Source organism: Mycobacterium sp. 1165196.3 (assembly GCF_001673415.1).
In the GTDB taxonomy this organism is placed as follows: domain Bacteria; phylum Actinomycetota; class Actinomycetes; order Mycobacteriales; family Mycobacteriaceae; genus Mycobacterium; species Mycobacterium europaeum_A.
On record NZ_LZLU01000184.1, the window covers coordinates 21,339 to 45,559 of the forward strand.

Sequence of the window (24,221 nt, forward strand, 5' to 3'; positions counted from 1 at the left end):
CCTTCGTTCAGCCGCCGATGGCCGCGAGGACCACGGGAATGTCCGTGTTCTCGTCGGTGTGATAACTCGCACAGACGCGGTGGTACCCGTCGGCGATCTGCACCGGAACCCCGGTGCGGAAGTCACCGCGCACCAGCAGGATGGGTGACAGCGGCAGGCCCTTCTCGATCTTGGTCAGGTCCGCGGCGACGTGCGGATTGTCCACCGGCAGCAGGCCCAGCCGCGCCGCCCGCAGAATGTCCTTGGCCTTGCGGTGTGTCACCGTCCCGGACTTGAGCTTTTTGATCGCCTTTTTCACGGTTTGTGCGCCCGCAAGCATGCTGAGGTAGTCCGCTGCGGCCGGAAAGTCATGGGCCTCAGGCTTTTCCAGCCATTTCACGCTGAGCATTGCGGTACTCCCTTCGCCGGCTCCGACACCGACGCAGCCTACCGCCGGGCCGGCCGAAATTTGGGATCGGTAGCGGCTGTCGCGGTCTGTACTGACGCCAGGACGACGCCATCGGGGCGGCGCACGAAGGAAGGAACCACAAGTGAAACGTCTTCTCGCAGCTGCGATTGGGACCCTGGGCTGCGCCGCGGCTTCAGTGGCCCTGGTGGGGTGCTCGAGCGGCGGCCACTCGGCCGCACCGGCGTCGAGCACGGCGCCCAGCGCCTCCACGGGCACCAGCGCGCAGGTCAAGGTGGGCGGTACCGACCTCGCGGGCGTGAACCCCGCGTCGGTGACCTGCGTGCGGACCGGCGGCAAGATCAACATCGGCAGCGGCTCCACTGGCGGCGCCCAGCAGGCGCTGGCCGTGGTGCTCACCGACGAGGCCAACCCGAAGGTGCAGTCGCTGGCCCTGGTTGTCGACGGCAACGCCCTGGCGGTCAGCGACAACATGGGCGCGAAGGTGGGTTCGGCCAACGTCGCGGTGGACGGCAAGACCTACACCATCACCGGTCAGGCGCAGGGCGCCGACATGAAGAACCCGATGGCGGGAATGATCACCAAGGACTTCAACATCAAGGTGTCCTGCGGCTGATCGGTTGCGGCCCTCGAGCGGCGGACGTGCCTCACTCACGCGTCCGCCGCTCGCGGTTTGGCCAACCAGGCAGCACCCGCGGACTTATGATGCAGCCGTGTCGATCCCGGACGAATTGGACAAGGCGCGTCGTTTGGCGTTCGCCGCCGATGAGTCCGGTGCCCGCGAACTGCTGCTGTCGCTGATTCCGCGGATCGAACGCGACGACCGGGATGACCTCATGCTGGAAGCCCTTGGGCAGCTTGGCGAGATCTACCTGGCGCGCGGGGCGTACGACGGGGTCCGCGAATCCGTCCGGCGCATCGAAGACTGCCTGGCGATCTACGCCGCTATCGCCGCGGGCACGATGCCGGATGCGGCCGAGCGGGTGCGACTGTCCGACGGTGAGATTGCGCGGATGACCCGCCGGTACTCGCGACGGGCGCAGTTCCTGCGCACCGGGTTGGCCGCCGCGCTGGGCGATCACGAGGCCGCGGCGGCCGGGCTGGAGTCGTTGTGCGCCAACGACTCCGGAGAAGACCACCCCGACCTCGCCGGCGAACACCGGTACCTGTGCACCCACGCGCGGATCCGGTGCGCCACCGCGTTGTGCGACGACGACCTGCATGTGCGGTCAGTTCCGTTGTGGGAACAGGTTCTTGACAACATCGGTCAAGCCGGCGATGGTGGTGAGCGCGCCGACCACCTGTGGATCACCGGCGCCACCGGGTACGGCAGGTTCTGCGTGGAGACGGGGCGGTTGAAGGAGGCCGAGCCGTGGCTGCGCCGCGCCGAAGCGCGGGCGGCGGCCAAGGGTTGGGAACTGGCCACAGCCGGAGCGCAATTGGAGCGCGCGGCGGCGCGCTGGGCGGCCAACGACCATGCCGGCACCGAGGAACTTGTCGGTCAGGCCTACCCCGTCATCGCCCGCCACGACCGGGCCAACGACGTCGCCCGGTGCTGGCTGTACCTGGGACTCACCCGGCTGGGATCCGGTGCCCTGGAAGCCGCCGACGAATGCTGGGGACATGCCGAACGGCACTGGCGCGAACTGGGAAAGCCGCTGCCCCTGCATCGGATCCTGTTGCAGCGCAGCTGGATCGCCATCTTCTGGAGCCGCTTTTCCGACGCCGTCGAGCTCATCGCGCAGGCCCGCGAATTGCTGGACTCCTCGCCACGCAGCAGCTGGCTGCAGTACGCCCAGCTGGACAATCAGCTCGGAACGGTCTGGCGCGCCGACGCTTTGGCCGACCTGGGTTTTGACAGCTCGGGCGACCCCGACGAGACGCTGCAGGAAACCGAGGCGCGCCAGGCCGAGGGGCTCGGCATCCTGCGCGGCGAGGTCGGCACGCCGGAGTACTGGCGCGGAATGTCCAAGCTCGAACAGGCAGCCGAGCTCAAGGTGCCGGCCGCCCTGGCGGTCGACTCGGTGCGTTATTCGATCGCCGACGCCGATGCGCGGGCACGCTGGGCCACCGGCATCTCGGCGCCCATCCTGGCCGGTGCCTTCGCGGTCGCCTGGGAGTGGGAGAACACCGCGCTGATCAGCGAGCTGGTCGAATATCACAGCGCGCGAGGCGCTTTCGAGGGGCTGCAGCGACCGCGGATCGGCGAATGGGCTTCGACGGCCGTCGCATCGGTTCCCGTCGAGGCGGAAACGGAGCCCGCCGCGCTGGCCGCCGCGGGCCCGCCGATTGCGGGTGGCGCGTCGCTGACCAGGCTGGGCCCATTGCCGCCGTTGCAAATGCAACCGGGGGCGGCGCCGATCCTGAGTCACTATCGGGCGCTGGCTTTGCAGCGCTACGGGCGCGAGGTCACCGCGGCCGAGCCCGCCTGGTCGACGTTCCCATGAGTGAGCCCGACCGGCTGACCCTGGTGCTGCGCTACGCCGACCTCGGCATCGCCACCTACGCCAGTCTGCGGATCGTCGGCCAACCGTCGAGAACCGTCACCTGGGTGCTGGAAGAACCGCTGCTGCTGGCCGCGCTGCAGGAACTCACCGCTGCCCTGCCCGAGCCGCACGGCGCCGAAAGCCGGCGCGACGCCATCGAGCGCGCGCTGACCACGGGACCGTTCGCCACGCCGGACACCGAACTCACAGTCGCCTACATCCTCGGGGTGTTGCTCATCGGCACGGCGGGGTGGCAGCTGCTGGCCGAATGCGCGGCCTCGCCGCGGGCGGTGCTGTTCGTCTCGCCCAGCGCACGGCTGGCCCGGGTGCCGTGGGGGCTGCTGGCGATCCCGAAATCGGGTCCGAGCAAGGAAGAACTGGTGCGTGCGCGCCAGGATGCGATCACCTCCAGCGGCCGCACCGCGGCCCAAATCCCCTGGCGGCTAGCCGAAATCGCGGAATTGACCGACGGCCATCGGTTGATGGAACTGGTCGACGTGCTGATGGCGGTGCCGCCCAACATCGTGCACTCGCCGCGCACGCCGGGCGACTGGGAGGCCCGGCGTGATGGGCCACCGCTGCTGATTCTGGATCCTCGGGTGCCTGGTCAACGGCCCGATTCCGCCCTCGGATCGGTGTTGGGTCGGCCCGCGCCGGACACGCCGGTGGCGCAGCACTTCGCCGCCGTCATGCGGCGCCGGCCCGTGCTGCCACACGCCGACACCAGCGTCGACCTGTTCCGCCGCCAGGACGCCGACCGCGGGTGGCTCGCCGGCCTGCTCGGTCAGCACCCGTGCCGACTGCTCTACGTCGGGCATGCGAGTTCGGCGGACGACCAGCACGATCACCCGACCCGGGCGGACCGGGCGGCCCTGCATTTGGCCGATACGGCGGACATCCCCGGCGATGCCGACGCGATCGGCGACCATCGCCCACTGACCGCCTCCGACCTGATGACCCTGCGGTTGCCGATGCCGCCCCGGGTAGCGCTGCTGGCCTGCGGATCGGGCGGTGACTATCAGTTCGACGAGGCCACCGGGCTGGTGGCGGCGATGATCCTGAACGGCGCGCAGCTGGTGACCGCGACGTTGTGGTCGCTGCCGACGACCGCCGCCTACCGGCAATTCACCGGGTCGACCGACACTGTCGGCGACCAGCCGGGCGATCCGATGGCCGATCTGGTGGCTGCCGTGGACACCGCCCACGACACCGCCGAGGAGGCGGGATGCGCGGTGAATCGGTGGCAGCGGGAGCGGATGCGGCGCTGGCGCGACGGTGATGTCGAGGCCAGCCCGCTGTATTGGGCGGCCTTGGTCACGTTCGCCGTGGACGGCGCGCGGTAGCGCTCACAGCGAGGCCACCCAGGCCGCGTGTACGGCCAGCACGTCGTCGGGCAGCGAAAGCTCCTCGCGGGCCGTCGGATCGAAGGCCACCAGCACGACCAGGCCCGGCCGCAGCACGGACAGGTCCGGGCCACCGTCGCATCGCGCCAGCTTGCCGATGAACGTCTCGCCCGAAACGGCCACCACCTCGATGAAGACCTGGCGCTTGACCTTGCGCACGGTGCCGACCCCCACGGTGCGATTTCCGGCGTCGCGACGGCGGCGCGACCGGAGCCAGTCGGCCAGCGGCAACAGTGTGTTCATGCGATCAGCGTCCCGCCGCGCACCGGCTACCGAACCCAACTTTATGGCTGCCGCAAAGTTTGCGATGGCCCTATTCTGTGCAGATGAGCGCCGACCCGCAGGTAGCGCCCGCCGCGGCGGGCGAGGCGGCGGGCCATCCGCGGCGCTCGGTGATCGAGGCGGCGTGGCGGGCCATCGGCCCCGGCGTGGAGGTGCTCAGCGGTGATGACGGCGGCCCGTTGAGCCGGACCGTCAAACGCATCCTCGACCCGTTGGTGCTGCGGCTGCGATCCAATCCCGGCTATTCGGCCCCGGTCGTCACGCCCGAGACGGCGGCGGCCATGCACGATCTCATCGTCGGCTGCGGCTCCGAATTGCGTTCGGCCGCAGCCTGGTTCGAGGCGCTCAAGCTCGAGCGCCGCAGGCAGCGGATTCGCACCGGGAACGCCCAGGAACTGTATTTCCCGGTCTGCTTCGAACTCGCCGTGACGAAAGGCCCACCGACGCCGCAGGATTACGAGACCGCGGCGGCAGTGCTCGGCGAGATCCACCGCGATCGCGATCGCACCGCGATCGAGGTCCTGCATCGATACGTGGCCGATGCCGATGTCGTTGCCACGCTGGCCGAACAGTTGGAACGCAGTTGGCGCGACGTCCGGGCGGGAGAAGCCGTCATCGAGCCGTTGCGGGCCGAGCTCGGCACGGTGTTGGGTGCGGTCGCCGGCCATGGCGCCGCGGCGGCCCGTCAGCGCGCCTGGTCGGCGATGATCACCGACCCCACCCCGTATAACCTGGGCGCGCTGGCCCGCACCGATACCGGCCAATTGCCCTGGTCGATCGTCGAGCTGGGACTGAGTTCGGTTGCCCCGCAACGCCCTCCGGCGATTTCACCGGGTGCCGACGGTGATCGCCCGCTGGATCGCAGTGTGGTGGACCGGGTGCGGGCGACCCTGCGACGCGCCCTGGATCGTGACGCGTTACCCGAAATCCCCATGTTGTGCGAGGAAGAGGTCGACCGGGCCTGCGCGCCATGGGGGTTGCTGGCCGAGGACAACCAAGCCACGCTGGTGGCCGGCATCGAGGTCGCGGTCGAGCTGGCTCCGCTGGACCCGTCCGCATCGTGCCGCTACGACCTGGCCACGCAGATACAGGCGCGGCTGCGCAAGGAAGCGTACGTGTTGCACGCCCGGCGGTATCTGGCCGAGAACGGCCCGATTCATCCACGGCAACGGCAAGTGGTCGACGATCTCGCGGCCTTCGCGCAGCCCTACCTGAGCCGGCTGTGGGCGCGGCTGCACGGACGTGACGTCTGGCAGGAACGCTGTGACGACGTCGACGACGTGCGCGCGCTGCTGGACGGGGTGGCCCGGTCGGTGAGTCTGGATCACCGGCAGCGAATCAAAGCGATGCTGGAATTGCAGGTGGCCGGATGAGACTGGTTGCCGATTCCGGGCTTTGGAGCACAGGGCCGGTAAACCCCGCTGCCGCAACGCCTCTGATCGCCCTGCTGGAGGTCAGCGGTGCGGTGCTGTCGTGGACGGTGGACGACCCCGACGGCGCGGCGCCGCACCTCACGTTCACCGACGTGTCGCGCGCGGACTGGTTGTGGCGCGTCCTCGGTGAAGCCGGACACGTCGCGCTGGTGTCGGCCGTGGGCGGCGAGACGGGTCCACCGCGCACGATCGAGCTCGTGGGCGTCGACCCAGCGCCGGGCTCGGTCGCCCCCCTGCGCAGGCTCGCCACCGGCCATTGGCTGCGCCGGTGGTGGCCCGCCAGCAGGCAAGACGGACTCGCCGGCCTGGACCGCGCGCTGCTTGACGTCGAGGTTGCGCTGCTGACCGCCGGCGCGCAGGGCTTCTTCGCCGACGACACGCTGGATTCGGATGTGACACAGCTGCTTGCGCCGCACGCCGCCGCGCTGATGAGCCAGGTGCGCAGCGATGATTCACGCGTCGTAGACCTGGTCCGGGCCGGCGCCGGCCTCGCCGAAGAGGTCGGCGTCGGTGGCGACGAATGGTCTGAACTCACTGCGGCGCTTGATGATTCGAGTTTCGTTCTGGCATTGCCCACCGATCGCCGCGATGACTACGCGCTGGCCGCCGGCGCGGGCGCGGGTCCGCGCGGCGCGGGCGCGATAGCCCGTGGTGTCGCCACCATCGCCTGGAGCGGGGTTGCGCCCGCGGTCTTCGATGCCGGCGAAAACACCGTCGACTGGAGCATCGAGGCCCGCGACTCGACGGTCGTCGCCGTGGTGCAGGCCGCCGTCATCGGGCCGGACCCGGCCACCGGCATCGCGGTGCGGCTGCGTTCCGCAGCCATCGAGGGCCGCGGCACCCTGGACGCCACCGGCCGCGCAACCGTCCAGCTCGCCGACGGCCAGGGGCGCCCCCTGACGGAGTCGGCGGCCTGGGACCACGACTGGTCGGCGACCTCGGTTCTGGTGGGCGCAGAAACCACGGAATCCCCGCAGATCCGGGAGCGGGTGCGGCGCTGGGCTCGGTCGCGGCTGGATCGGCCGCCGCGCGACGCCTTCCTCGCCGAAATATTGGCCTCGGAATCTGCCTATTAGGCCTACTAAGAACCCCGGTCATTCCCTATGCTGAGCGAGTGCCAAACACCTATCGAGTGGTTCAGTGGAACACCGGAAACGTCGGCAAGAGCTCGCTGAAATCGATCGTCACCAACCCCACCCTCGAACTGGTGGGCTGCTACGCCTGGTCGCCGGAGAAGGCGGGCCGTGACGCCGGGGAACTCGTCGGGATCGAGCCGCTCGGGATCGCGGCCACCAACGACATCGATGAGCTGCTGGCGCTGAAGCCGGACTGCGTGGTCTACAACCCGATGTGGATCAACGTGGACGAACTGGTCCGCATTCTGTCCGCGGGCGTCAACGTGGTGACCACGGCGTCGTTCATCACCGGCCACAATCTTGGCGAGGGTCGCGACCGCATCTTGGAGGCCTGCGAGAAGGGCGGCTCCACCATCTTCGGGTCCGGCGTCAGCCCCGGCTTCGCCGAACTGTTGGCCATCGTTTCGGCCATGGTCTGCAACCGGATCGACAAGGTCACCGTCAACGAGGCCGCCGACACCACCTTCTATGACTCGCCGGAGACCGAGAAGCCCGTCGGCTTCGGCCAGCCGATCGACCATCCCGACCTGCCGGCGATGGCGGCGAAGGGCACCGCCATTTTTGGTGAGGCCGTCCGGTTGGTGGGTGACGCGCTGGGCGTCGAGCTCGACGAGGTGCGCTGCGTCGCCGAGTTCGCCCAGACCACCGAGGATCTCGTGATGGCGTCCTGGACCATCCCGGCCGGACACGTCGCGGGCACCTACATCAGCTGGCAGGGCGTCGTCAACGACAAGACGCTGATCGACCTCAACGTCCGGTGGAAAAAGGGCCAGACCCTGGAACCCGACTGGAAGATCGAGCAGGATGGCTGGGTCATCCAGATCGACGGCCAGCCCACGGTCACCACCAAGGTCGGCTTCCTGCCGCCGCCGTACTTCGAGGCCACGACGCTCGAGGAATTCATGGACCTCGGCCACATCATGACGGCCGTGCCGGCCATCAACGGGATCGCCGCAGTCGTCGCCGCGGCGCCAGGCATCGCCACCTACGCCGATCTTCCGCTGACACTGCCGCGCGGCAACGCAAAGATCTAGTTCCCAAGCGCCGTCCGTCGCCGACCTGGCTTGGGATAGCTGCCTTCGCGGATCAGCGCGCGGCGCCGTCGAGAAGCGCGTCGAGGAGTCCGTCGAACTCGGTCGCGGGCGGGCCGCCGGCCGGTATGCCGGTCAGCACGCGCAGCAGCAGGGTGCCGATCAGCGCGTTCGCGACCGAATCGAGATCCGCGTCGGCCTGCAAGTGGCCGTCGCCGGCGGCGCGGCGCAGGCGGGCCAACAGCCCGGCGTGCTGGGGGATGCTGAGCTGTTGGTAGAGCGCCTCGTTATCCGCCGCGCTTGCGGCCGCGGCGGCAATCAGCGCCCGTATGAGCGCTGCGCTCGCCGGGTCGGCGATGAATTCCGCGTGCTCGACGAGCCAGGAGCGCAGATCGGCTCGTAGGTCGCCGGTGTCGGGGACCTCGAACGAGCCGCCTCGACCGTAGGCGTCCAGGACGGCATCTGCGACGAGTGGGGCTTTCGACGGCCAGCGGCGGTACAACGTCTTCTTGCCCACTTTGGCGTGGGCGGCCACCTTCTCCATCGACAACTCGGCGTAACTGCCCACCGCCAACAGATCCCGGGTGGCCACCAGGATCGCATCGTCAAGCTGCATGTCGCGCGGTCTGCCGCCCCTCATCTGAGGCATGAGGGCGAGCTTAGATCAGCCCGAGCCCTTCCAAAGGGTGCGCCACATGCGGTAACTTCCCCTCCTAGCCAGTAACGACACGGTCCGTGTCGTTACTGGCACACCACGGCCGCCACGACGAGAGGATCCTGGTGCGCACGCTGCCGCTGTCGGTGCCGCAGAGCTGGGACGACATCACCCCGGCCTGGATGTCGGCGGCCCTCGCGGAGAGTCACCCCGATGCCGTCGTCGACGAGGTGGCCGTCGAGCTCCGCGACGACGGCACCAACCGGCGCGCCCGACTAGCGCTGAGCTACTCGGCCGGCGACGGTCCGGCCACCGTATTCGTCAAGGCCGCCGATCCGGCTCACAAAGAGCTGATCCGGATGACCAGCGGGATGTTCCACGAGCCGCGGTTATTCATGTCCGGTGTTCCCCTGCCGCTCGAACACCCGGCGGTGTACACCGCTGTGATCGATGAAGACGCCTACGACTTCATCATGGTCATGGAGGATCTGAACGCACGCGCGGCGGATCCGCGTGACTCGCTCCGCCCGCTGACCGTCGAGGAGGCCGCCTCCGGAGTGCGCGCCCTGGGCCGACTGCACGGCCGATACTGGGGCGAGCGCGTACTGCGACATCCGGGTCTCGTCTGGCTCGAACCGTTCCTGCCCTTCGACGGCCTGCAATACGCCCCGCTGCCGTCGGCCCTGGAACTCCTCGATCACGACACTCCCGCCGAGGTGCTGAATCTGACCATCGACCATCTCGTCGAGTCAGTGTGGAAGCCGTACATCCGGACCCTGACCTCATCGCCCCAGACGTTGCTGCACGGCGATCCACACATCGGCAACACCTACGTCACGCCACACGGCGAAGTAGGGTTCCTGGACTGGCAGATGACGCGCCGGGGAAACTGGTCACTTGACCTCGGCTACTTCCTGCAGGGCGCTCTGACGGTTGATGATCGCCGCAGGCACGAACGCAGCCTCCTCGACGAATACCGCGATGCGCTCGCGCTGTCCGCCAACGAGATTCCGTCCCCGGCAGAGGTTTGGTTGCGCTATCGCGCGTCGGTCGCACACGGGTTGGCTTTGTGGCTGTGCACGGCCAGCGCCGGCGGGGGACTCTGGCAACGCGTCGAAGTCGCCGCGGCCCTGGCTCAGCGATACGCGGTCGCCTTCGGCGACTTGGAGAGCGCGGCCGCGATCGCCGCGATTGCGAGCTGAACCCGCGGCACCCCGTCAGGGGGTCGGTGGGTCCGGAGGCGGGTCAGCATCCGTACCGGGGGGTTGCACGGTGGGCGAGTCCCCCAAATAGCGCCTCAGGCGCAGCAGCTGATTGATCACCATGCCGATGCCGAGCAGCATCAACCCCGCCACTACCGCCACCACGATTGCGGTGCTCACGAATCCATGATGACAGCAGCGCGGGTTTTGGCAGCCGCCATTGCTGGGTAGCCACAGCGGCATGAGCAACGAAGACAAGCTGAAGAACAAGATCGAGGACCTCGGCGGCCGGGCCAAGGAGGCAGTCGGCAAGGCGACCGGCGATCACGACACCAAAAACGAGGGCAGGGCGGACCAGGCGAAGTCCAGCCTGAAGGACGCCGGTGAAAAGGTGAAGGACGCCTTCAAGAAGTAATGAACTGCCGCGATGGGTCGCCCGCCATGTTGGCGCGCCGACTGTCGATTAGTCTGCTTTCCGCGGCGGCGGTGTGCGGTGCGCTGATGGCGGGCGCGCCGGCGCCGACCGCGGCGGCCGAGCCGTGCCCGGACGTCGAGGTCGTTTTCGCCCGGGGATCGGGCGAGGCGCCCGGCGTCGGCGGGATCGGCCAGCCCTTCGTTGACGCGTTGCGCTCACAGGTCGGCGGCAGGTCACTGACCGTGTATCCGGTGAATTACCCTGCCAGCACTGACTTTTCGAGCCCGGACTTTCCGTTGACCGTCATCGACGGTATCCGCGACGCCAGTTCGCACATCGAGTCGATGGCCGCGAACTGTCCCAACACCAAAGAGGTGCTCGGCGGCTACTCGCAGGGCGCTGCCGTCGCGGGATACACCACCTCGGCCGCGGTGCCCCCGGGGGTGCCCGCGTCCGCGGTACCCCCGCCGATGCCGCCCGATGTCGCCAAGCACGTCGCCGCCGTGACGCTGTTCGGAACGCCGTCGGGTCAGTTCCTGCAGAAGTACAACGCACCGCCGCTGACCATCGGCCCGTTGTATCAGCCCAAGACCCTGGAGTTGTGCGCGCAGGGTGACCCGGTCTGCGGCAAGGGCGACGGCAGCGATTTCGCCGCGCACACGTCATATCCGATCAACGGCATGACGAACCAAGCGGCCAACTTCGCCTCGAGCCACCTGTAGATTCGGCGGTCTTGCAGAATGAGGCCATGCGGGTTCTGATCACGGGCGGTACCGGATTCGTCGGCGGCTGGACCGCCAAGGCCATCTCCGATGCCGGGCACTCCGTCAGGTTCCTGGTGCGAAACCCCGACAAGTTGCAGACCACCGTCGCCAAGCTGGGCGTGGACGTCTCGGACTTCGCCGTCGCCGACATCACCGACCGGGTCGCCGTGCGGGAGGCGTTGCAGGGCTGCGACGCCGTCGTGCACAGCGCCGCACTGGTGGCCACCGACCCCCGTCAGACCGCCGAGATGCTCGCCACCAATATGCAAGGCGCGCAGAACGTCCTGGGGCAGTCGGTCGAGCTGGGCCTGGACCCCATCGTCCACGTGTCCAGCTTCACCGCGCTGTTCCATCCCGACCTGGAGACGTTGACGGCGGACCTGCCGGTGGTGGGCGGCGCGGATGGATACGGAACCTCCAAGGCACAGGTCGAGATCTACGCCCGGGGCCTGCAGGATGCCGGCGCGCCGGTCAACATCACCTATCCGGGCATGGTGCTCGGCCCGCCGGTCGGCGACCAGTTCGGCGAGGCCGGCGAGGGTGTGCGATCCGCGCTGCAGATGCACGCGATCCCGGGCCGCAGCGCGGCGTGGCTGATCGTCGACGTACGGGACCTGGCCGCGCTGCACGCGGCCCTACTCGAACCCGGGCACGGGCCCCGCCGCTACACCGCCGGCGGTCATCGGGTGCCCGCGGCGGACCTGGCCAACCTGCTCGGCGAGGTCGCGGGGACGCCGATGGTCGCCGTCCCCATCCCGGACACGGCGCTGCGCGTGGCGGGCGCGGTGCTGGATCGAGCGAACCGCTTCCTGCCCTTCGAAACGCCGTTCACGTGGGCCGGAATGCAGTACTACACGCAAATGCCGGCCTCCGACGATTCCCCGAGCGAACGAGAACTCGGCATCACCTACCGGGATCCGCAGGAGACGGTCGCAGATACTTTTGAGGCCATTCGCTCCGAGGGCTCCTAGCCGCGCGGGCTGTCAGGCCGCGGGCTTGATCTCCAGGCCGACGTGCACCTTGTCGATGCCGCCGCGGACGATCGTGTGCGCATAGAACCACCACGCGTGATACCAATACCGCTTGAGGACGGCGTTGTAGACCCGCCGCGTCTCGGATTTCGGTAACACCCGGGCGACGGCTTCGACCTCGTCGCTCTTGGGTTTGCCCAGCGCCGCGCTCTTGGCGATTGTCACCCTGGGAGTGTTGTTGATTCGCTTGGTTTTCCACGAGCCGTCGTCGGTGATCACCAACAATTTGTCGTCACCGTCGGGCACGCCCCAGATCGGCGTCGGTTTCGGACGCCCGTCCTTGGTGAATGTCGTCAACAGCAGGTATGTGGATTGAATGACGTCCTTGAAGCTGGTGGCCACCGGGATTCCTTGTCTGTGGATGGATGCCCCACCCATTCCCCGATCGCGAACTTCCCAATCATGGGATGGTCAGCCCGGCGCCGCCGACCAGCGGAGCATCCCGCTCGCGCATCAATCCCGTTGGGAATCCAAGTGTTTGGTGTTCAGGTGTTGCGCCCACCGTTGACGCCCAGTATCTGGCCGGTGATGTAGCCGGCCTCCTCGGAGACAAAGAAGGCGCAGGCCGCGGCGATGTCCTCCGGCTTGCCCACGCGACGCACCGGGGTGCGTTGGATGTGGTCCTCCACGGTCCCACCGAGCAGGTGGCGCCGCTCGGCGCTGCGCAGCATCGGGGTATCGACGAAGCCCGGCGGCACCGCATTGACGGTGATGCCCACTGGTCCGTATTCGAGGGCCAGCGATTTGGTCAGCCCGTTCACCGCGGACTTCGCGGCGACGTAGTGAGCCATGAACGGCTGCCCGGAGTGCGTGCTGGACGACGAGATGTTGACGATGCGCCCCCATTTCGCCTCGACCATGTCGGGCAGCACGGCCTGGACGGTGTGGAAAACGCCGTGCAGGTTGACGTCGATCACCTTCGACCATTGCTCGAAGGACATCTCCGAGAACTTCGCGAACCCTTCCACGCCTGCCGCATTGACCAACACCAGAATCGGGCCAAACGCCTTGCGGATGGCCGCTATCGCGGCATCGACCTGAGCGCGGTCCGTGACATCGGCGCCATAACCGAACCCGTCATCGGTGACAGCCAGATCGAGCACGGCCACCTGAAACCCGTCGCTGCGCAACCGCTCGGCGACGGCACGGCCGATCCCCGAGGCGCCGCCGGTAACGACCGCCGTCTTCACGCGCGCATCACCTCGGCTTTCCTGAGCGACCGCCCAAACATGGGCTCCACATGCCTATCACCCGGCCGCCGCGACGGTCAAGACGCGACATCTCGGATTCGCCTTGATTCGGTTCCGCCGCCCCGCTTAGGGTCCGTTGATGGGCAGACCCCCGTTTCGGTTCGGAGTGCAGGCGACCAATGCCGCCGACGCGCGCGCGTGGCGCGACACCGTTCGCCGCGTCGAAGACCTCGGCTACACAACGCTTTTCCTCGCCGACCACTACCTGGGGCCGGGGCCCGCGCAGCGCCAGGCCCGCACCCCGCGCCAGGACCTGGCACCGGTCGCGGCGATGGCTGCGGCGGCGGCCTGGACCGACACCGTGCGCATCGGTTGCCGCGTCTTCTGCATCGATTACCACGTGCCCGCGGTGCTGGCCAAGGAGGCGGCGACGCTCGACCTGCTCTCCGAGGGCCGGCTCGAATTCGGTATCGGCGCCGGCTGGAGCGGCGTCGAGTACGCCGCGATGGGCCTCGAATTCGACCGGCCGGGCCGGCGGATCGCCAAGCTGGCCGAGGTGGTCTCGCTGATCAAGGCCCATTGGCGGGGCGAGGAACTCGACTGCTCGGGCGAGTTCGTCGGGGTACGCGGCTATGCGGGCCGGCCGCGACCGGTGCAACAACCGCATCCGCCGGTCATGATCGGCGGCGGCGGACAGCGCGTCCTCACGCTGGCCGGGCGCGAAGCCGACATCGTCAGCATCTCCAGCGTGCCCTTTGTGGCGCGCGACGCCGACGGGCTGGACCCACAGGCGGTGGCCGAGCGCCGAATCGGGTTCGTGCGGGCCGCCGCCGGGGAGCGCTACGGCCGCCTCGACGTCGAAAGCTCGCCGTACTTCACCGAGATCACCGACGACCCCGAGGCGGTACTGGCCGGGCTGGCGGCGTCGACGGGCATCACCGCCGAGTTGTTACGGGACCATCCGAATGTCCTGATCGGCTCGGCGGAATACGTTGTGGAGAAGCTGCATTCGCGCCGGGAAAGCCTGGGCGTCAATTACGTCACCGTGCAGCAGTCACAGATCGAATCCTTCGCACCGGTGGTGGCCCGCCTGCACGGACGGTGAACCTTGACCCCCGCGACTTCAGGTGCAAGCATGGCAGCTATCGGAGTTTGGGCGATCGCTCAAACGAGCTGGCTGACAATTTGTCGGGAATGAGACGGCCCAATGGCGAAGCGCACCAGATACAGCGAATACCACGATCGCTACGCGAATTATCGGCTCGAGCTCTCCGAGGACGGCATCCTGTTGATGCAGTGCCACACCAACGGCGGCAGCCTGGTGTGGGACTGGCGGGCACACGACGAGATGTCGGATGTGTTCGCCGATATCGCGGGCGACCGCGAGATCAAGGTGCTCATCCACACCGGAACCGGCGAGAACTACAACGCCAACTGGGGACGCATGCCCAACGGCGACCCGGTCGACAAACCCGACTATCTTTTGATGCCGGGCACCCGCGGCCTGCTGAAGCTCGACGAAAAAGCCTGGTACGCGCGTCATTTGATCACCAATGTGCTCGATGTCGACGTGCCGATGATCAGCGCGGTGAACGGGCCGTGCAACATGCACTCCGAGGTGCCGCTGCTCGGCGACATCGTGCTGGCCGCCGAAGACGCCTACTTTCAGGACGCCTCGCACTTTCCGCGCGGCCAGGTGCCCGGCGACGGCCAGCATGTCATCTGGAGCTTTCTGGCCGGCCACACCCGGGCCCGCTATTTCCTGCTGACCGGCATGAAGCTCGGCGCCCAGGAGGCCAAGGAGTGGGGGGTGGTCAACGAGGTGCTGCCCAAGGACCAATTGCTGGACAGGGCTTGGGAACTCGCCCGCGAACTGGTCAAGCGCCCACCACTGACGCTGCGTTACTCGCGGCAGCTGTTCACCAATCCGCTCAAGCGTGCCTTCATCGACGAGCTCGGCCACGGGTTGGCCCGGGAGACCTACGCGCAGCGCGCCTTCTTCCCGTTCGGCGGCGAGATGGCGCCGCTGGACCGGGCCTGGGACGCGGAGCCATGGTCGACACCGAGCAATGGCGGAGCCCCGTCATGACCGGCATCCAGCAGCGCCTGTCGACCGGGCGGGGCAAGTTCACCACCGACTATCCCGAGCTGGGGACTGCGCCGGTCAGCTACGAGGACTCGATCTCCGAGGAGTTCTTCACCGCCGAACGCAAGGCCGTCTTCGAGCGAAACTGGTTGTGCGTTGGACGCATCGAACGGCTGCCCCGTAAGGGCTCCTACTTCACTCGCGATCTGCCCGGGCGCCTCGCCTCGATCGTGATCGCCCGAGACCGCGACGACACCGTGCACGCCTTCCACAACGTGTGCGCGCACCGCGGCAACAAGGTGGTCTGGCAGGAGCACCCGGGCCGCGAAACGTCGGGCACCTGTAGGGCATTCGCGTGCAAGTACCACGGGTGGCGCTACGGCCTGGACGGCAAGGTCAACCACATCACCAACGAGGGCGAGTTCTTCGACCTCGACAGGAGCACACTGCGCATGCCCCCGGTGCACTGCGAGGTCTGGGCGGGTTTCATCTTCGTCAACCTCGCCTCCGAACAAGAAGGGGCACCGGTGCCGTTGCGTGACTTCCTCGGCGACGGATTGCTGGGCATCGAGGCCTATCCCTTCGAGAGGATGACGCAGCACTACGGGTTTTCCACCCGCATCAACGGGAACTGGAAGCTGGCCGTCGATTCGGTCTGCGAGTGGTATCACCCGCCGTATGTGCACGGCCGCTTCATCGATCCCGACGTCTCCAAGGCCGAGAAGATGGTGCCGCCCGTCGACTCTTACCACTACGAACTGTTCCGGCCCCACATGCTCACCTCGGTGCCCGGGCCGCCACCGCTGCCACCGCGCGAGCCCGGCACCGCGGGACCGGCCCGCCAGGACCAGCGCTGGGTGTACAAGCTGTTCCGCGCCGGGCTGTTCGGGCCCGACGACGTTCCCGACCTGGGCTTCGGAGCGCCGCAACCGAATTTCCTCAACCGCGGCGACATCGCCTCGTGGGGCAACGACCAGTTCTGGGTGTTCCCGAACATCTCGATCCAGATCTGGGCCCGCGGCTACTACATCACCTACACCTATTGGCCCGAGACGGTCGACTCGCACATTTACGAGATCGACATGTATTTCCTGCCACCGGCCAACGCCGCCGAACGCCTGGCCCAGGAACTGGTGGTCGACAGCACGATCGAGTTCGCGATGCAGGACGTGAACACGATCGAGGCGACCCATTCTGCCCTGAAAACCCGCGCGCAGAACAGCTTTCACCTCAGCGACCAGGAACTGCTCATCCGCCAGTTCCACACCGTCATTCGCGACACGGTGGATGCCTATCGATCCGGAGAGTCGTCATGACGCTGCCTGCCGGTTTCACCGACCTCGAACCGTTCGTCGACGATTGGGCGTTGCCGACCCGCGCGCAGCGCTACGAGGCGCGACTGGCCAAGCCCTACGACGACCTCGTCACCTTCTACGACGCCATCGCCCCACGAGCGGAGGAGGCGATCGCCTACCTGAACGGGCTCGACATCAACGCGTTACCGGACGAGGCGACCAGGCTGCTGCACCTGCTGTATTCGATGATCCTGGTCTCCTACGCCGTCAACGTGTTCAAACAGAACCGCATCCCGGACTCCGGTGCCGCGTTCTTCGACATGGTCGCCGAGCCGGTTCCCTGACCGGACCTGTGATAAGACCACACAGTGACCGCATCCCATCGACCGAAGCCGCGTGACTCGACCACGCGCGACATGCTGGTGGCCGCCACGAGTCAGATCATGCTCGAGGAGGGCTACGCCGCGGCCACGTCACGGCGGGTAGCGGCGAAGGCCGGCGTCAAACCGGCCCTGGTGCACTACTACTTCCCCACCATGGACGAGCTGTACCTGGCCGTCTTTCGCCGCGGTGCCGCGATCTACCTGGAGCGCCAGCAGAAGGCGTTGTCCTCCGACCGGCCGCTGCACGCCTTCTGGGCAACGCTCATCGAACCCAAGGACACCCGGCTGCTGCTGGAGTTCATGGGACTTGCCAACCACCGCAAGGAGATTCGGGCCGAAATCTCGGCATGGTCGGAGCGCTGGCGCGAACAGCAGATCACCGCCCTGAACTTCATCGTTCGCGAACACGAGCTCGACACGGACGAATTCCCGCCCGCGGCCCTGGCGGTCGTCATCGCCTCCATCGGGCGCACACTGATCCTCGAGCAGGGCCTCGGTACCCACGGCGGCCATGACGAGGCCATCGCGTTGGTCAATCGCTTCCTGGACCGATTCGAGATGCCCACGCCGAAGAAACGCCGCGGCAGCTGACACGGCCGGTTAAGCGCCAGCCGTTCTCAGGGCAGCACGACCCGCAGTCGCTCCCAGCCGCGGACGGTCGACGTCGACGCCAATTGCGCCGTGTCGTAATCGATGTCCCATTCGGGCCACCGGTTGAGGATCTCGTCCAGCGCGACGCGGCCCTCGAGGCGGGCCAGGTTGGCACCCAGACAGTAGTGCACGCCCTTACCGAAGGTGATGTGCGAGATGTTGTCGCGGCGGATGTCGTAGGTGTCGGGATCGGTGTAGCGGCGGTGATCGCGATTGGCGGCGCCGAACAGCAACAGCATCGCGCTGCCGGCCGGCACCGTCGTGCCGTAACACTCGAAATCCCTTGCCATCCAACGGGCGACGTGCGGACCGGTGGGTTCGAATCGCAGCGTCTCGTCGACGGTGCGGGTCAACAGTGACCGGTCCCGGTAGGTTTCGCGGCGCTGGTCGGGGTGCTCGGCGAGCACTTTGGCCAGCCAGCCGATCAGCCGGCCGGTGGTCTCGTTTCCGGCCCCGGCGACCACCTGCGTGTAGTGCAGCACCTCCTTGCGGGTCAGCTTGCGGTGCACCCCGTTCTCGTCGTCGAATTCGACGTTGAGCAGCGTTGTCATCAAATCGTCCGAGGGGTTCTTGGAACGCCATTCGACGTAGTCGGCGTAGATGCGGCCGTCGGCGATGGAGTCGGCGTCGGCGACCTTCAACGGCGCACCCGGCTTGGTGCGCAGGTTGGCGTCGTTGGCGTCGCGCACTGAGATCTGTTCGGACTCCGGGATCCCCAACAGCATTCCGATCACGCGCATCGGCATCATGGATGCCAGCTCGGCGATGATGTCGAAACCCCCGGAGCCGACCAGCGGGTCCAGGCAGCGCACGCAGTATTGCCGGATCTGGTCCTCGAGCGCGGCCATCCGGCGGGGGGTGAACACCCGCGACATCAGGCCGCGCAGCCTCGAGTGTTCGGGCGGGTCCTGGAACATCATGACGCCGCCGGGCATGTCGAATTTCGACTGGACGAGCTCGAGGATGTCGCTTCGTCTGTTGGAGAAGGTCTCCCAGTTGGCCAGGCCGCGTTCGACGTCGGAATGCCTTGACAGCGCCCAGAAGTCGTAGCGCTCGTTGTAGTAGATCGGCGCTTCCTCGCGCAGCCGCGCGTAGATCGGGTACGGGTTGGCATTGATGTCGACGTCGTAGGGGTCGTAGTAGACGTCGGTGTCGTTGGTGACCGTCATCGATGCTTCCTTACTTCAGGCAGCTGCCCGCGTCCACCGGGAGCGCGACCCCGGTGATGTAGCGGGCCTCGTCGGAGGCCAGGAACAGCACGGCATTGCTGATGTCCTGGGCGGTGACCCACGGGATCGGCAGCGTGTGGAAGGTCTGGCAGATCGGCGCGAGATCGTCGGGTCCAGGGTTGTCCAGATCGGGGCGAAACGCGTGGAAGGTGCCCTCGTTGATCAGCAGCGGCGTGTTCACATGGGTCGGCAACACGGCATTGACCCGAATCATCTTGTGTCCCAATTCGACTGCGAACGCGCGCATCAGCCCTATCACGCCGTGCTTGGCCGACGTGTAGTGCCCGGTGTGCAGGTAGGCCTTCTTGCCGGCGACCGACGAGGTCAGGATGATCGAACCGCCGCGGTCGCCCTCCAGCAGGTGCGGGACACCGGCCTTGACCGTCTTCCACACACCGCTGAGGTTGACGTCGATCATCTCCTGCCACAGCGCCTCGTCGGTCTTGTGCAGCTTGCCGGTCATCGTGCCGATGCCGGCGTTCGCGACGATGACGTCGAGGCGCCCCAGCTGTTCGACACCGCCGTCGACCGCCGCCCGCAACGCGTCGTACTCGCGGACGTCGACCTCGGCGGTCACCACGCGAGCTCCGGCGTCCTTGACCATGCCCGCCGTGACGTCGAGGTCTTCCGGTGTCGCGGCGGGAGCCGGCGATCCCTCAAATCCCCGGCAGATGTCGACCGCGATGATGTCGGCACCCTCCTGCGCGAGCCTGACGGCGTGACTCCTGCCCTGCCCCCGTGCCGCACCGGTCACGAAGGCGACCTTGCCGTCCATCCGACCCATGGCATCCTCCACCCATCGACTTTGGGCGATCGCCCAAAAGTGTGGCGCAGGCCATGTCTAGCAGCATCGTGACGAGTCCGTCAAGACCGCAGCGCGGCCTCGATCAGCGTTGCCGCGGCGGCGCGCGCATGCACAACGGGCGCGGTGTCATTCAGTGACGTCGCCATCGCGGTGGCACCCTCGAACAGCACGGCCAGCTGCTGGCCGAGCAGATGAGGATCGGCGGCACCGGCCTCGCGCGCGACCGCGATGAGACGGTCACTGAAGTTGCGCTTGTGGGTTCGCACGATGTCGTCCGTCGTCGCCAGCGATCCGGCCGATTCCACCGCGGCGTTGTGAAAAGGGCAGCCGCGCACGATGTCCGATTGACGTACGTCGAAGATGGCCAGCAGGCGCTCGCGGGCGGGCAGGTCACCCTCGTCGAGGCGGCGTTCGGTGGGCGAGCCGCCGCGGGCGTCGATGTTGCGCAGATAGGTGTCGATGAGCTCGTTCTTGCTGGCGAAATGTTGGTAAAGCGTTCGCTTGGAGACGCCGGCCTCTTGCGCGATCAGTTCGACTCCGGTCGCGTGAATGCCGTTGCGGTAGAAGAGCCGGGCCGCGGCGCGCTCGATGCGTTCGCGTGCGCCGCGCCCGGCCACCCGGGGCGACTGTGCTGCGGCTGCGCTCATGGCACCGATGGTACACCGTCCGGTTTACAAATAGCCGGTGCATCGCTAGCTTGGTGCTAACGAAGTAAACCGATCAGTTTTATGCCGGAGGGGTCGCATGGTGCATTCAGACGCTCGAGAGGCCGAGGTCACGGGATGGGGCGAGCCCCGGTCGCGCCTGATCAGCTGGCACGACCCGATCGCCACCCAGGCCGCCGCCGCGTCGATGTCCGGCCTGTCCTACTGGCGGGCGGTGTCCGACGGGCAGTTGCCGCCGCCACCGATCGGTGAGCTCATCCAGATGCGCATCGCCGAGGTGGAAAACGGCCGCATCGCCTTCAGCTGCACACCCGACGGGTCCATGTACAACCCGCTGGGAACGGTGCACGGCGGCACCGTGTGCACGCTGTTGGACACCGTCACCGGCTGCGCATTGCACACCACACTCGCCGCGGGCTTCGGGTACACGTCGGTCGAAATCAAGGTCAACTACCTCAAAGCCGTCACCGTGGCCAGCGGACCACTGACCGCGGTCGGCACGGTGGTCAAGGCGGGCGCGCGCATCGGGTTCACCGAAGCGAAGGCCACCGATGCCTCCGGAGCGCTCGTCGCGACGGCGAGCAGCACCCTGTTGATCTTCGAATTACCCAGTCGCACAACTCAATACAATGGCAACGGCAAGCATCGCTGAAAGGACCGGCCCGCCATGACCTCCGTTTTGATCACCGGCGCCAACCGCGGCATCGGCCGCGCCGTCGCCACCGAGTTCGCCGGCCGCGGCCACCGCGTGGTCGCCACCGCCCGTGACCCCCGCACCCTGGCGGAGCTCGACGTCGCCCTGCGGCTGTCCCTCGACGTCACCGACGATGCCAGCGTCACCGCGGCCGTCGACGCCGCCGGCGAAATCGACATCGTCGTCGCCAACGCCGGGGTGATCTTCTACGCCGCCGTGGAAGCCACGCCGCTGGCCGAGCTGCAGCGGCTGCTCAACCTCAACACCGTCGGCGCGATCCGCGTGGCCCAGGCGGTCCTGCCGCAGATGAGGTCCCGACGTGACGGGAAACTGCTGTTCATGTCCAGCGTCCTCGGACGCGTCGTGCTGCCGCCCGGGGCGGCGTATGCGGCAACGAAGTGGGCGCTGGAAGCCCTCGTCGAGGCGTTGGCGATCGAGGTCGCGCCGTTGGGGATTCAGGCCGCCCTGTTGGAGCCCGGAGCCGTGAGCTCCGGGGCGCTCGACGACGTGACCACCTACAGGCTCCCCGACGATCCCTACGCGGCGATCCTGCGGGGTGGCGGGGCCCGCGCCGGAATGATCACCCCCGAACAGGTCGCGGCCGAGGTGGTCGATGCCGCCGAGAAACCGCAACTGCCGCTGCGCATTCCGATCGGCGGAGCGGCCAGGGCGTTGTTGACCGCCCGCCATGCGGCTCCCGAAGATGTCCCGTTCATCATGGGCGCGGCCGAGAGATGATGGTCGGGTGGCGAATGACAAGGCGGCGACCGGGCTTCTGGTGATCGATCCCTACAACGATTTCATTTCTCCGGGCGGGAAAGTGTGGGATCGGTTGCAAGGCGTCATCGAAAGCAATGACTGCGTCACCCATATGCAGCAGGTGCTCGATGCCGCCCGCGGTGCGGGTTTGCGCGTGTTTTACGCGCTGCATCGTCGCTACCGCCCGGGCGATTACGAGACGTGGAAGTACATCGCGCCGGTGCAACGAGCAGCCTGGTCGCGCAAGACCTTTGAATACGGCACCTGGGGCGGCGAGATCCGTCCCGGGTTCGAGCCGCAACCGGGCGACATCGTCGCTCACGAACACTGGTGTTCCAGCGGCTTCGCCAACACCGACCTCGACCTGCAGCTCAAGCGCCATGGCATCGAGCGGGTCATCGTGATGGGCTTGATCGCACATACCTGCGTCGAGGCAACGGTTCGGTTCGCCGCCGAGCTCGGGTATGACGTCACGGTGGTTCGAGACGCGACGGCCGATTACTCGGCTGGCGAGATGCACGCCGCCCTCGAGGTGAACATGCCCAACTACGCCTCGGCGCTCGTGACGGCCGACGAGGCCGTTGCCGCGATCGCCGCTCTTTAAGCCGACGTCACGGGGCCGCGGCGATCCGTGAAGATTTGCGGCGCGCGTGTGAAGGCTTCGTTAAGAACGAGGCACGCCGCCCGGCGCACCCGCACGGTAGAGGCATGACGCTCGCCGCTACCCGCGACGGCGCCCTGCGTTGCGCTCAGGCGCCGCTGCGCGCCATACCCGGAGCGGCGTCGGTTCGAGTGACGGTGAGCTACGCGGTCGTCCTGCTCGCCATCTATCTCGTCCTCGCCGCGCTGGGCCCGCACGCGCACGAGGTCGCCGTGACCCGAATGAGCACGAACATTCACAACCTCGGGCGCGGTCACCTGGGCACCTTGATCGGCAGCGCATTCGTCAACGACGGCGGCGATCTGTTCTTCTGGCTGCCCGGGCTGGTCTGCCTGCTGGCCCTGGGCGAACTCATGTGGTGTGGCAGGGGCTTGCTCGTCACCTTCGCGGTCGGGCACATCGGCGCCACGGTGATCGTCGCGGTCGGCCTGGTCGCCGCCATCGAAACCGGCATGCTGCCGGTTTCGGTCGCCCGCGCCAGCGACGTGGGAATCAGCTACGGCGCGATGTGCGTGCTCGGCGCGTTCACCGCCGCGATCCCGGCCCGCTGGCGCGGGACCTGGGCGGGTTGGTGGCTGGGAACCGCGGTGGTGGCGGCCGCGGGTGCGGACTTCACCGCCGTCGGCCACGTGGTGGCGCTGTTGCTCGGCATCGGCTTGTCGTTCCGGTTGCGGTCGGCGGCCTCGTGGGCACCCCTGCACCAGGCGTTGCTCTTGGTCGCCGTCACGTTCGGCTATCTGTTGCTCGCCGGGCCTTCGCTGATGGCGCCCGCCGGCGGGCTGGCCGGTGCTCTCATCGGACTGGCCACCAACCGCTCGTTAGTCGGCGGGCCCCGCCAGCGTGTCGACGTGATAGCGGCTGGCGGTCCACGGCGGTGAGTCGGCGGTGGGCGTCAGGGTGATCGTCACCTGCGCCTTACCCGCCGTCACCGAGCGCGGCACCAGGTAGGTGTCGTCCAGCCAGCGGTGGAACTTGTTGCTGCGCGGCTGCAACCAGTTTCCCGTGGGTGTGCCGTCAACCGCAACGTCGGCCGACTGAAAACCGATGGCCTGATCCGATGTCCGCCGCAGCAGGATGCCGTGGTTGTCCGGATCGATCTGGACGTGAAAAGTGATCGCGCCCTGGCCGATACGGACCGAACCGACGACAGGCAGGGTGTCCTGGGTGCCTTCGTACTCGCTGACCAGTAGCTGGTCGGTCGCGTCGAAGTCGGCGTAGCCGTGCAGGACTCGATTGACGGGATCCGTCGGGCTGACGTCGTCGCCACCGGTGACGCCGGCGACCGGCTGTGTGTAGAGGAATGCCGTTGAGCCGTAGTCGGGTTGGACCATGTTCCGTTTGCCGTGCTCGATGCCGAATCGGATCGCGGAGTGATAGCCGATGGCGTCGGCCAGCATGATCCGGTAGACGGCGACGCAATAGTCGGCGCAACCACCGGCGGCGGTGCGTTGATCGGGCTGGCCGTTGAGGGGGTCGCTGAAGTGGGTGCCGCCCTTGAAGTACCAGCCGCCCTCATACAGGTCCTCGGTGCCGGTGCCGTACCACTGCGGGGACGCGGC

29 protein-coding genes are annotated in these 24,221 nt (G+C 67.6%); 19 read left to right on the top strand and 10 right to left on the bottom strand.

What is annotated here, in order from left to right; genetic code table 11:
• Nucleotides 1-7: 7 nt before the first annotated feature.
• On the bottom strand, nt 8-388 hold the full coding sequence (locus A5659_RS19545; RefSeq protein ID WP_066868304.1) for a hypothetical protein: 381 nt from the start codon (nt 386-388) through the stop codon (nt 8-10).
• Between the two features lie 175 nt (nt 389-563).
• Here A5659_RS19545 and A5659_RS19550 point away from each other — a divergent pair, with 175 nt between their 5' ends.
• The 3 genes from A5659_RS19550 to A5659_RS19560 all read left to right on the top strand — a co-directional run bounded on the left by A5659_RS19550 (nt 564) and on the right by A5659_RS19560 (nt 4,235).
• Nucleotides 564-1,022 carry a lipoprotein LpqH gene (locus tag A5659_RS19550; RefSeq protein ID WP_197498105.1) on the top strand — a complete coding sequence of 153 codons (459 nt, stop codon included), beginning with the start codon at nt 564-566 and terminating at the stop codon, nt 1,020-1,022.
• A gap of 97 nt (nt 1,023-1,119) precedes the next feature.
• The gene (locus A5659_RS19555) at nt 1,120-2,853 is read left to right on the top strand and encodes a hypothetical protein (RefSeq protein WP_067183566.1); all 1,734 of its coding nucleotides are present in this window, start codon (nt 1,120-1,122) and stop codon (nt 2,851-2,853) included.
• Nucleotides 2,850-4,235, top strand: a complete 1,386-nt coding sequence (locus A5659_RS19560) for a CHAT domain-containing protein (RefSeq protein WP_067183570.1) — start codon at nt 2,850-2,852, stop codon at nt 4,233-4,235. The genes A5659_RS19555 and A5659_RS19560 overlap by 4 nt, the downstream gene beginning before the upstream one ends.
• 3 nt (nt 4,236-4,238) lie before the next feature.
• On the opposite strand, the gene A5659_RS19565 is transcribed toward A5659_RS19560, so the two are convergent.
• Nucleotides 4,239-4,577 carry a hypothetical protein gene (locus A5659_RS19565; RefSeq protein ID WP_066868296.1) on the bottom strand — a complete coding sequence of 113 codons (339 nt, stop codon included), beginning with the start codon at nt 4,575-4,577 and terminating at the stop codon, nt 4,239-4,241.
• Between the two features lie 44 nt (nt 4,578-4,621).
• Between A5659_RS19565 and A5659_RS19570 the strand changes: the two genes are divergently transcribed.
• The 3 genes from A5659_RS19570 to A5659_RS19580 are packed head-to-tail and all read left to right on the top strand — an operon-like array spanning nt 4,622 to nt 8,180.
• Nucleotides 4,622-5,950: a hypothetical protein gene (locus A5659_RS19570; RefSeq protein ID WP_066868294.1), complete on the top strand. Its 1,329-nt coding sequence runs from the start codon at nt 4,622-4,624 to the stop codon at nt 5,948-5,950.
• A complete protein-coding gene (locus A5659_RS19575) occupies nt 5,947-7,086 on the top strand; it encodes a hypothetical protein (protein WP_067183573.1) in 1,140 nt (379 codons plus the stop codon). The genes A5659_RS19570 and A5659_RS19575 overlap by 4 nt, the downstream gene beginning before the upstream one ends.
• Before the next feature lie 38 nt (nt 7,087-7,124).
• Nucleotides 7,125-8,180 (top strand): dihydrodipicolinate reductase, encoded by a 1,056-nt coding sequence (locus A5659_RS19580; RefSeq protein ID WP_066868290.1) that lies wholly within the window; start codon nt 7,125-7,127, stop codon nt 8,178-8,180.
• Nucleotides 8,181-8,232: 52 nt separating this feature from the next.
• On the opposite strand, the gene A5659_RS19585 is transcribed toward A5659_RS19580, so the two are convergent.
• On the bottom strand, nt 8,233-8,826 hold the full coding sequence (locus tag A5659_RS19585) for a TetR/AcrR family transcriptional regulator (RefSeq protein ID WP_066868288.1): 594 nt from the start codon (nt 8,824-8,826) through the stop codon (nt 8,233-8,235).
• A 188-nt stretch (nt 8,827-9,014) separates the two neighbouring features.
• Between A5659_RS19585 and A5659_RS19590 the strand changes: the two genes are divergently transcribed.
• Entirely contained in the window at nt 9,015-10,034 is a 1,020-nt protein-coding gene (locus tag A5659_RS19590; protein ID WP_066878799.1) for a phosphotransferase, read from the top strand.
• Between the two features lie 15 nt (nt 10,035-10,049).
• On the opposite strand, the gene A5659_RS28250 is transcribed toward A5659_RS19590, so the two are convergent.
• Nucleotides 10,050-10,214: a hypothetical protein gene (locus A5659_RS28250; protein ID WP_197498103.1), complete on the bottom strand. Its 165-nt coding sequence runs from the start codon at nt 10,212-10,214 to the stop codon at nt 10,050-10,052.
• 61 nt (nt 10,215-10,275) lie between these two features.
• On the opposite strand from A5659_RS28250, the gene A5659_RS19600 reads away from it, so the two are divergent.
• Genes A5659_RS19600 through A5659_RS19610 form a run of 3 tightly spaced genes read left to right on the top strand, consistent with a single transcriptional unit; the run spans nt 10,276 to nt 12,184 of the window.
• Nucleotides 10,276-10,449 carry a CsbD family protein gene (locus A5659_RS19600; protein WP_066868284.1) on the top strand — a complete coding sequence of 58 codons (174 nt, stop codon included), beginning with the start codon at nt 10,276-10,278 and terminating at the stop codon, nt 10,447-10,449.
• A gap of 26 nt (nt 10,450-10,475) precedes the next feature.
• Entirely contained in the window at nt 10,476-11,171 is a 696-nt protein-coding gene (locus A5659_RS19605; protein WP_067140298.1) for a cutinase family protein, read from the top strand.
• 26 nt (nt 11,172-11,197) lie between these two features.
• A complete protein-coding gene (locus A5659_RS19610; protein WP_066868282.1) occupies nt 11,198-12,184 on the top strand; it encodes an SDR family NAD(P)-dependent oxidoreductase in 987 nt (328 codons plus the stop codon).
• A 12-nt stretch (nt 12,185-12,196) separates the two neighbouring features.
• On the opposite strand, the gene A5659_RS19615 is transcribed toward A5659_RS19610, so the two are convergent.
• Together A5659_RS19615 and A5659_RS19620 are read right to left on the bottom strand one after the other, a co-directional pair.
• The gene (locus A5659_RS19615) at nt 12,197-12,586 is read right to left on the bottom strand and encodes a PPOX class F420-dependent oxidoreductase (protein ID WP_067183578.1); all 390 of its coding nucleotides are present in this window, start codon (nt 12,584-12,586) and stop codon (nt 12,197-12,199) included.
• Nucleotides 12,587-12,729: 143 nt separating this feature from the next.
• Nucleotides 12,730-13,434 (bottom strand): SDR family NAD(P)-dependent oxidoreductase, encoded by a 705-nt coding sequence (locus A5659_RS19620; protein WP_066878783.1) that lies wholly within the window; start codon nt 13,432-13,434, stop codon nt 12,730-12,732.
• A 139-nt stretch (nt 13,435-13,573) separates the two neighbouring features.
• Between A5659_RS19620 and A5659_RS19625 the strand changes: the two genes are divergently transcribed.
• The 5 genes from A5659_RS19625 to A5659_RS19645 all read left to right on the top strand — a co-directional run bounded on the left by A5659_RS19625 (nt 13,574) and on the right by A5659_RS19645 (nt 17,789).
• Nucleotides 13,574-14,539, top strand: a complete 966-nt coding sequence (locus A5659_RS19625) for a TIGR03621 family F420-dependent LLM class oxidoreductase (RefSeq protein WP_066878785.1) — start codon at nt 13,574-13,576, stop codon at nt 14,537-14,539.
• Nucleotides 14,540-14,641: 102 nt separating this feature from the next.
• Nucleotides 14,642-15,523 (top strand): enoyl-CoA hydratase/isomerase family protein, encoded by an 882-nt coding sequence (locus A5659_RS19630; RefSeq protein WP_066868273.1) that lies wholly within the window; start codon nt 14,642-14,644, stop codon nt 15,521-15,523.
• Nucleotides 15,520-16,836, top strand: coding sequence for an aromatic ring-hydroxylating dioxygenase subunit alpha (locus A5659_RS19635; RefSeq protein ID WP_067183581.1), 1,317 nt, complete (start codon nt 15,520-15,522; stop codon nt 16,834-16,836). Before A5659_RS19630 ends, A5659_RS19635 begins: the two co-directional genes overlap by 4 nt.
• Nucleotides 16,833-17,159: a hypothetical protein gene (locus A5659_RS19640; RefSeq protein ID WP_066868269.1), complete on the top strand. Its 327-nt coding sequence runs from the start codon at nt 16,833-16,835 to the stop codon at nt 17,157-17,159. Before A5659_RS19635 ends, A5659_RS19640 begins: the two co-directional genes overlap by 4 nt.
• 72 nt (nt 17,160-17,231) lie before the next feature.
• Nucleotides 17,232-17,789, top strand: a complete 558-nt coding sequence (locus A5659_RS19645; RefSeq protein ID WP_066868267.1) for a TetR/AcrR family transcriptional regulator — start codon at nt 17,232-17,234, stop codon at nt 17,787-17,789.
• Between the two features lie 26 nt (nt 17,790-17,815).
• Here A5659_RS19645 and A5659_RS19650 read toward each other — a convergent pair whose 3' ends face one another.
• From A5659_RS19650 to A5659_RS19660, 3 genes are all read right to left on the bottom strand, one after another.
• Nucleotides 17,816-19,018 carry a cytochrome P450 gene (locus A5659_RS19650; protein WP_067183584.1) on the bottom strand — a complete coding sequence of 401 codons (1,203 nt, stop codon included), beginning with the start codon at nt 19,016-19,018 and terminating at the stop codon, nt 17,816-17,818.
• A 10-nt stretch (nt 19,019-19,028) separates the two neighbouring features.
• Nucleotides 19,029-19,862, bottom strand: coding sequence for a mycofactocin-coupled SDR family oxidoreductase (locus tag A5659_RS19655; protein WP_066868264.1), 834 nt, complete (start codon nt 19,860-19,862; stop codon nt 19,029-19,031).
• Nucleotides 19,863-19,942: 80 nt separating this feature from the next.
• Nucleotides 19,943-20,530 carry a TetR/AcrR family transcriptional regulator gene (locus A5659_RS19660; protein ID WP_066868262.1) on the bottom strand — a complete coding sequence of 196 codons (588 nt, stop codon included), beginning with the start codon at nt 20,528-20,530 and terminating at the stop codon, nt 19,943-19,945.
• Between the two features lie 97 nt (nt 20,531-20,627).
• Here A5659_RS19660 and A5659_RS19665 point away from each other — a divergent pair, with 97 nt between their 5' ends.
• The 4 genes from A5659_RS19665 (at nt 20,628) to A5659_RS19680 (ending at nt 23,540) form a co-directional block, all read left to right on the top strand.
• Nucleotides 20,628-21,200, top strand: coding sequence for a PaaI family thioesterase (locus tag A5659_RS19665; protein WP_067183587.1), 573 nt, complete (start codon nt 20,628-20,630; stop codon nt 21,198-21,200).
• Between the two features lie 15 nt (nt 21,201-21,215).
• Nucleotides 21,216-21,980 (top strand): SDR family oxidoreductase, encoded by a 765-nt coding sequence (locus tag A5659_RS19670; RefSeq protein ID WP_067183591.1) that lies wholly within the window; start codon nt 21,216-21,218, stop codon nt 21,978-21,980.
• Entirely contained in the window at nt 21,946-22,605 is a 660-nt protein-coding gene (locus A5659_RS19675; protein ID WP_066868256.1) for a cysteine hydrolase family protein, read from the top strand. The genes A5659_RS19670 and A5659_RS19675 overlap by 35 nt, the downstream gene beginning before the upstream one ends.
• Before the next feature lie 104 nt (nt 22,606-22,709).
• Nucleotides 22,710-23,540 (top strand): rhomboid-like protein, encoded by an 831-nt coding sequence (locus tag A5659_RS19680; protein WP_082976131.1) that lies wholly within the window; start codon nt 22,710-22,712, stop codon nt 23,538-23,540.
• On the opposite strand, the gene A5659_RS19685 is transcribed toward A5659_RS19680, so the two are convergent.
• Nucleotides 23,481-24,221 (bottom strand): DUF2961 domain-containing protein (locus A5659_RS19685; protein ID WP_156749282.1); only part of this gene is annotated, 741 nt, incomplete at its 5' end. The two genes, A5659_RS19680 and A5659_RS19685, sit on opposite strands and share 60 nt — an antisense overlap.

Bases quoted from the DNA above. Each gene is read 5' to 3' on its own strand.
- A5659_RS19605 (WP_067140298.1), top strand. From the start codon at position 10,476: ATGTTGGCGCGCCGACTGTCGATTAGTCTGCTTTCCGCGGCGGCGGTG.
- A5659_RS19675 (WP_066868256.1), top strand. From the start codon at position 21,946: ATGTCCCGTTCATCATGGGCGCGGCCGAGAGATGATGGTCGGGTGGCG.
- A5659_RS19645 (WP_066868267.1), top strand. From the start codon at position 17,232: ATGCTGGTGGCCGCCACGAGTCAGATCATGCTCGAGGAGGGCTACGCC.
- A5659_RS19590 (WP_066878799.1), top strand. From the start codon at position 9,015: ATGTCGGCGGCCCTCGCGGAGAGTCACCCCGATGCCGTCGTCGACGAG.
- A5659_RS19570 (WP_066868294.1), top strand. From the start codon at position 4,622: ATGAGCGCCGACCCGCAGGTAGCGCCCGCCGCGGCGGGCGAGGCGGCG.
- A5659_RS19575 (WP_067183573.1), top strand. From the start codon at position 5,947: ATGAGACTGGTTGCCGATTCCGGGCTTTGGAGCACAGGGCCGGTAAAC.
- A5659_RS19670 (WP_067183591.1), top strand. From the start codon at position 21,216: ATGACCTCCGTTTTGATCACCGGCGCCAACCGCGGCATCGGCCGCGCC.
- A5659_RS19610 (WP_066868282.1), top strand. From the start codon at position 11,198: ATGCGGGTTCTGATCACGGGCGGTACCGGATTCGTCGGCGGCTGGACC.
- A5659_RS19660 (WP_066868262.1), bottom strand. From the start codon at position 20,530: ATGAGCGCAGCCGCAGCACAGTCGCCCCGGGTGGCCGGGCGCGGCGCA.
- A5659_RS19630 (WP_066868273.1), top strand. From the start codon at position 14,642: ATGGCGAAGCGCACCAGATACAGCGAATACCACGATCGCTACGCGAAT.
- A5659_RS19665 (WP_067183587.1), top strand. From the start codon at position 20,628: ATGGTGCATTCAGACGCTCGAGAGGCCGAGGTCACGGGATGGGGCGAG.
- A5659_RS19585 (WP_066868288.1), bottom strand. From the start codon at position 8,826: ATGCCTCAGATGAGGGGCGGCAGACCGCGCGACATGCAGCTTGACGAT.
- A5659_RS19640 (WP_066868269.1), top strand. From the start codon at position 16,833: ATGACGCTGCCTGCCGGTTTCACCGACCTCGAACCGTTCGTCGACGAT.
- A5659_RS19625 (WP_066878785.1), top strand. From the start codon at position 13,574: ATGGGCAGACCCCCGTTTCGGTTCGGAGTGCAGGCGACCAATGCCGCC.
- A5659_RS19635 (WP_067183581.1), top strand. From the start codon at position 15,520: ATGACCGGCATCCAGCAGCGCCTGTCGACCGGGCGGGGCAAGTTCACC.
- A5659_RS19545 (WP_066868304.1), bottom strand. From the start codon at position 388: ATGCTCAGCGTGAAATGGCTGGAAAAGCCTGAGGCCCATGACTTTCCG.
- A5659_RS19560 (WP_067183570.1), top strand. From the start codon at position 2,850: ATGAGTGAGCCCGACCGGCTGACCCTGGTGCTGCGCTACGCCGACCTC.
- A5659_RS19600 (WP_066868284.1), top strand. From the start codon at position 10,276: ATGAGCAACGAAGACAAGCTGAAGAACAAGATCGAGGACCTCGGCGGC.
- A5659_RS19680 (WP_082976131.1), top strand. From the start codon at position 22,710: ATGACGCTCGCCGCTACCCGCGACGGCGCCCTGCGTTGCGCTCAGGCG.
- A5659_RS19650 (WP_067183584.1), bottom strand. From the start codon at position 19,018: ATGACGGTCACCAACGACACCGACGTCTACTACGACCCCTACGACGTC.
- A5659_RS19655 (WP_066868264.1), bottom strand. From the start codon at position 19,862: ATGGGTCGGATGGACGGCAAGGTCGCCTTCGTGACCGGTGCGGCACGG.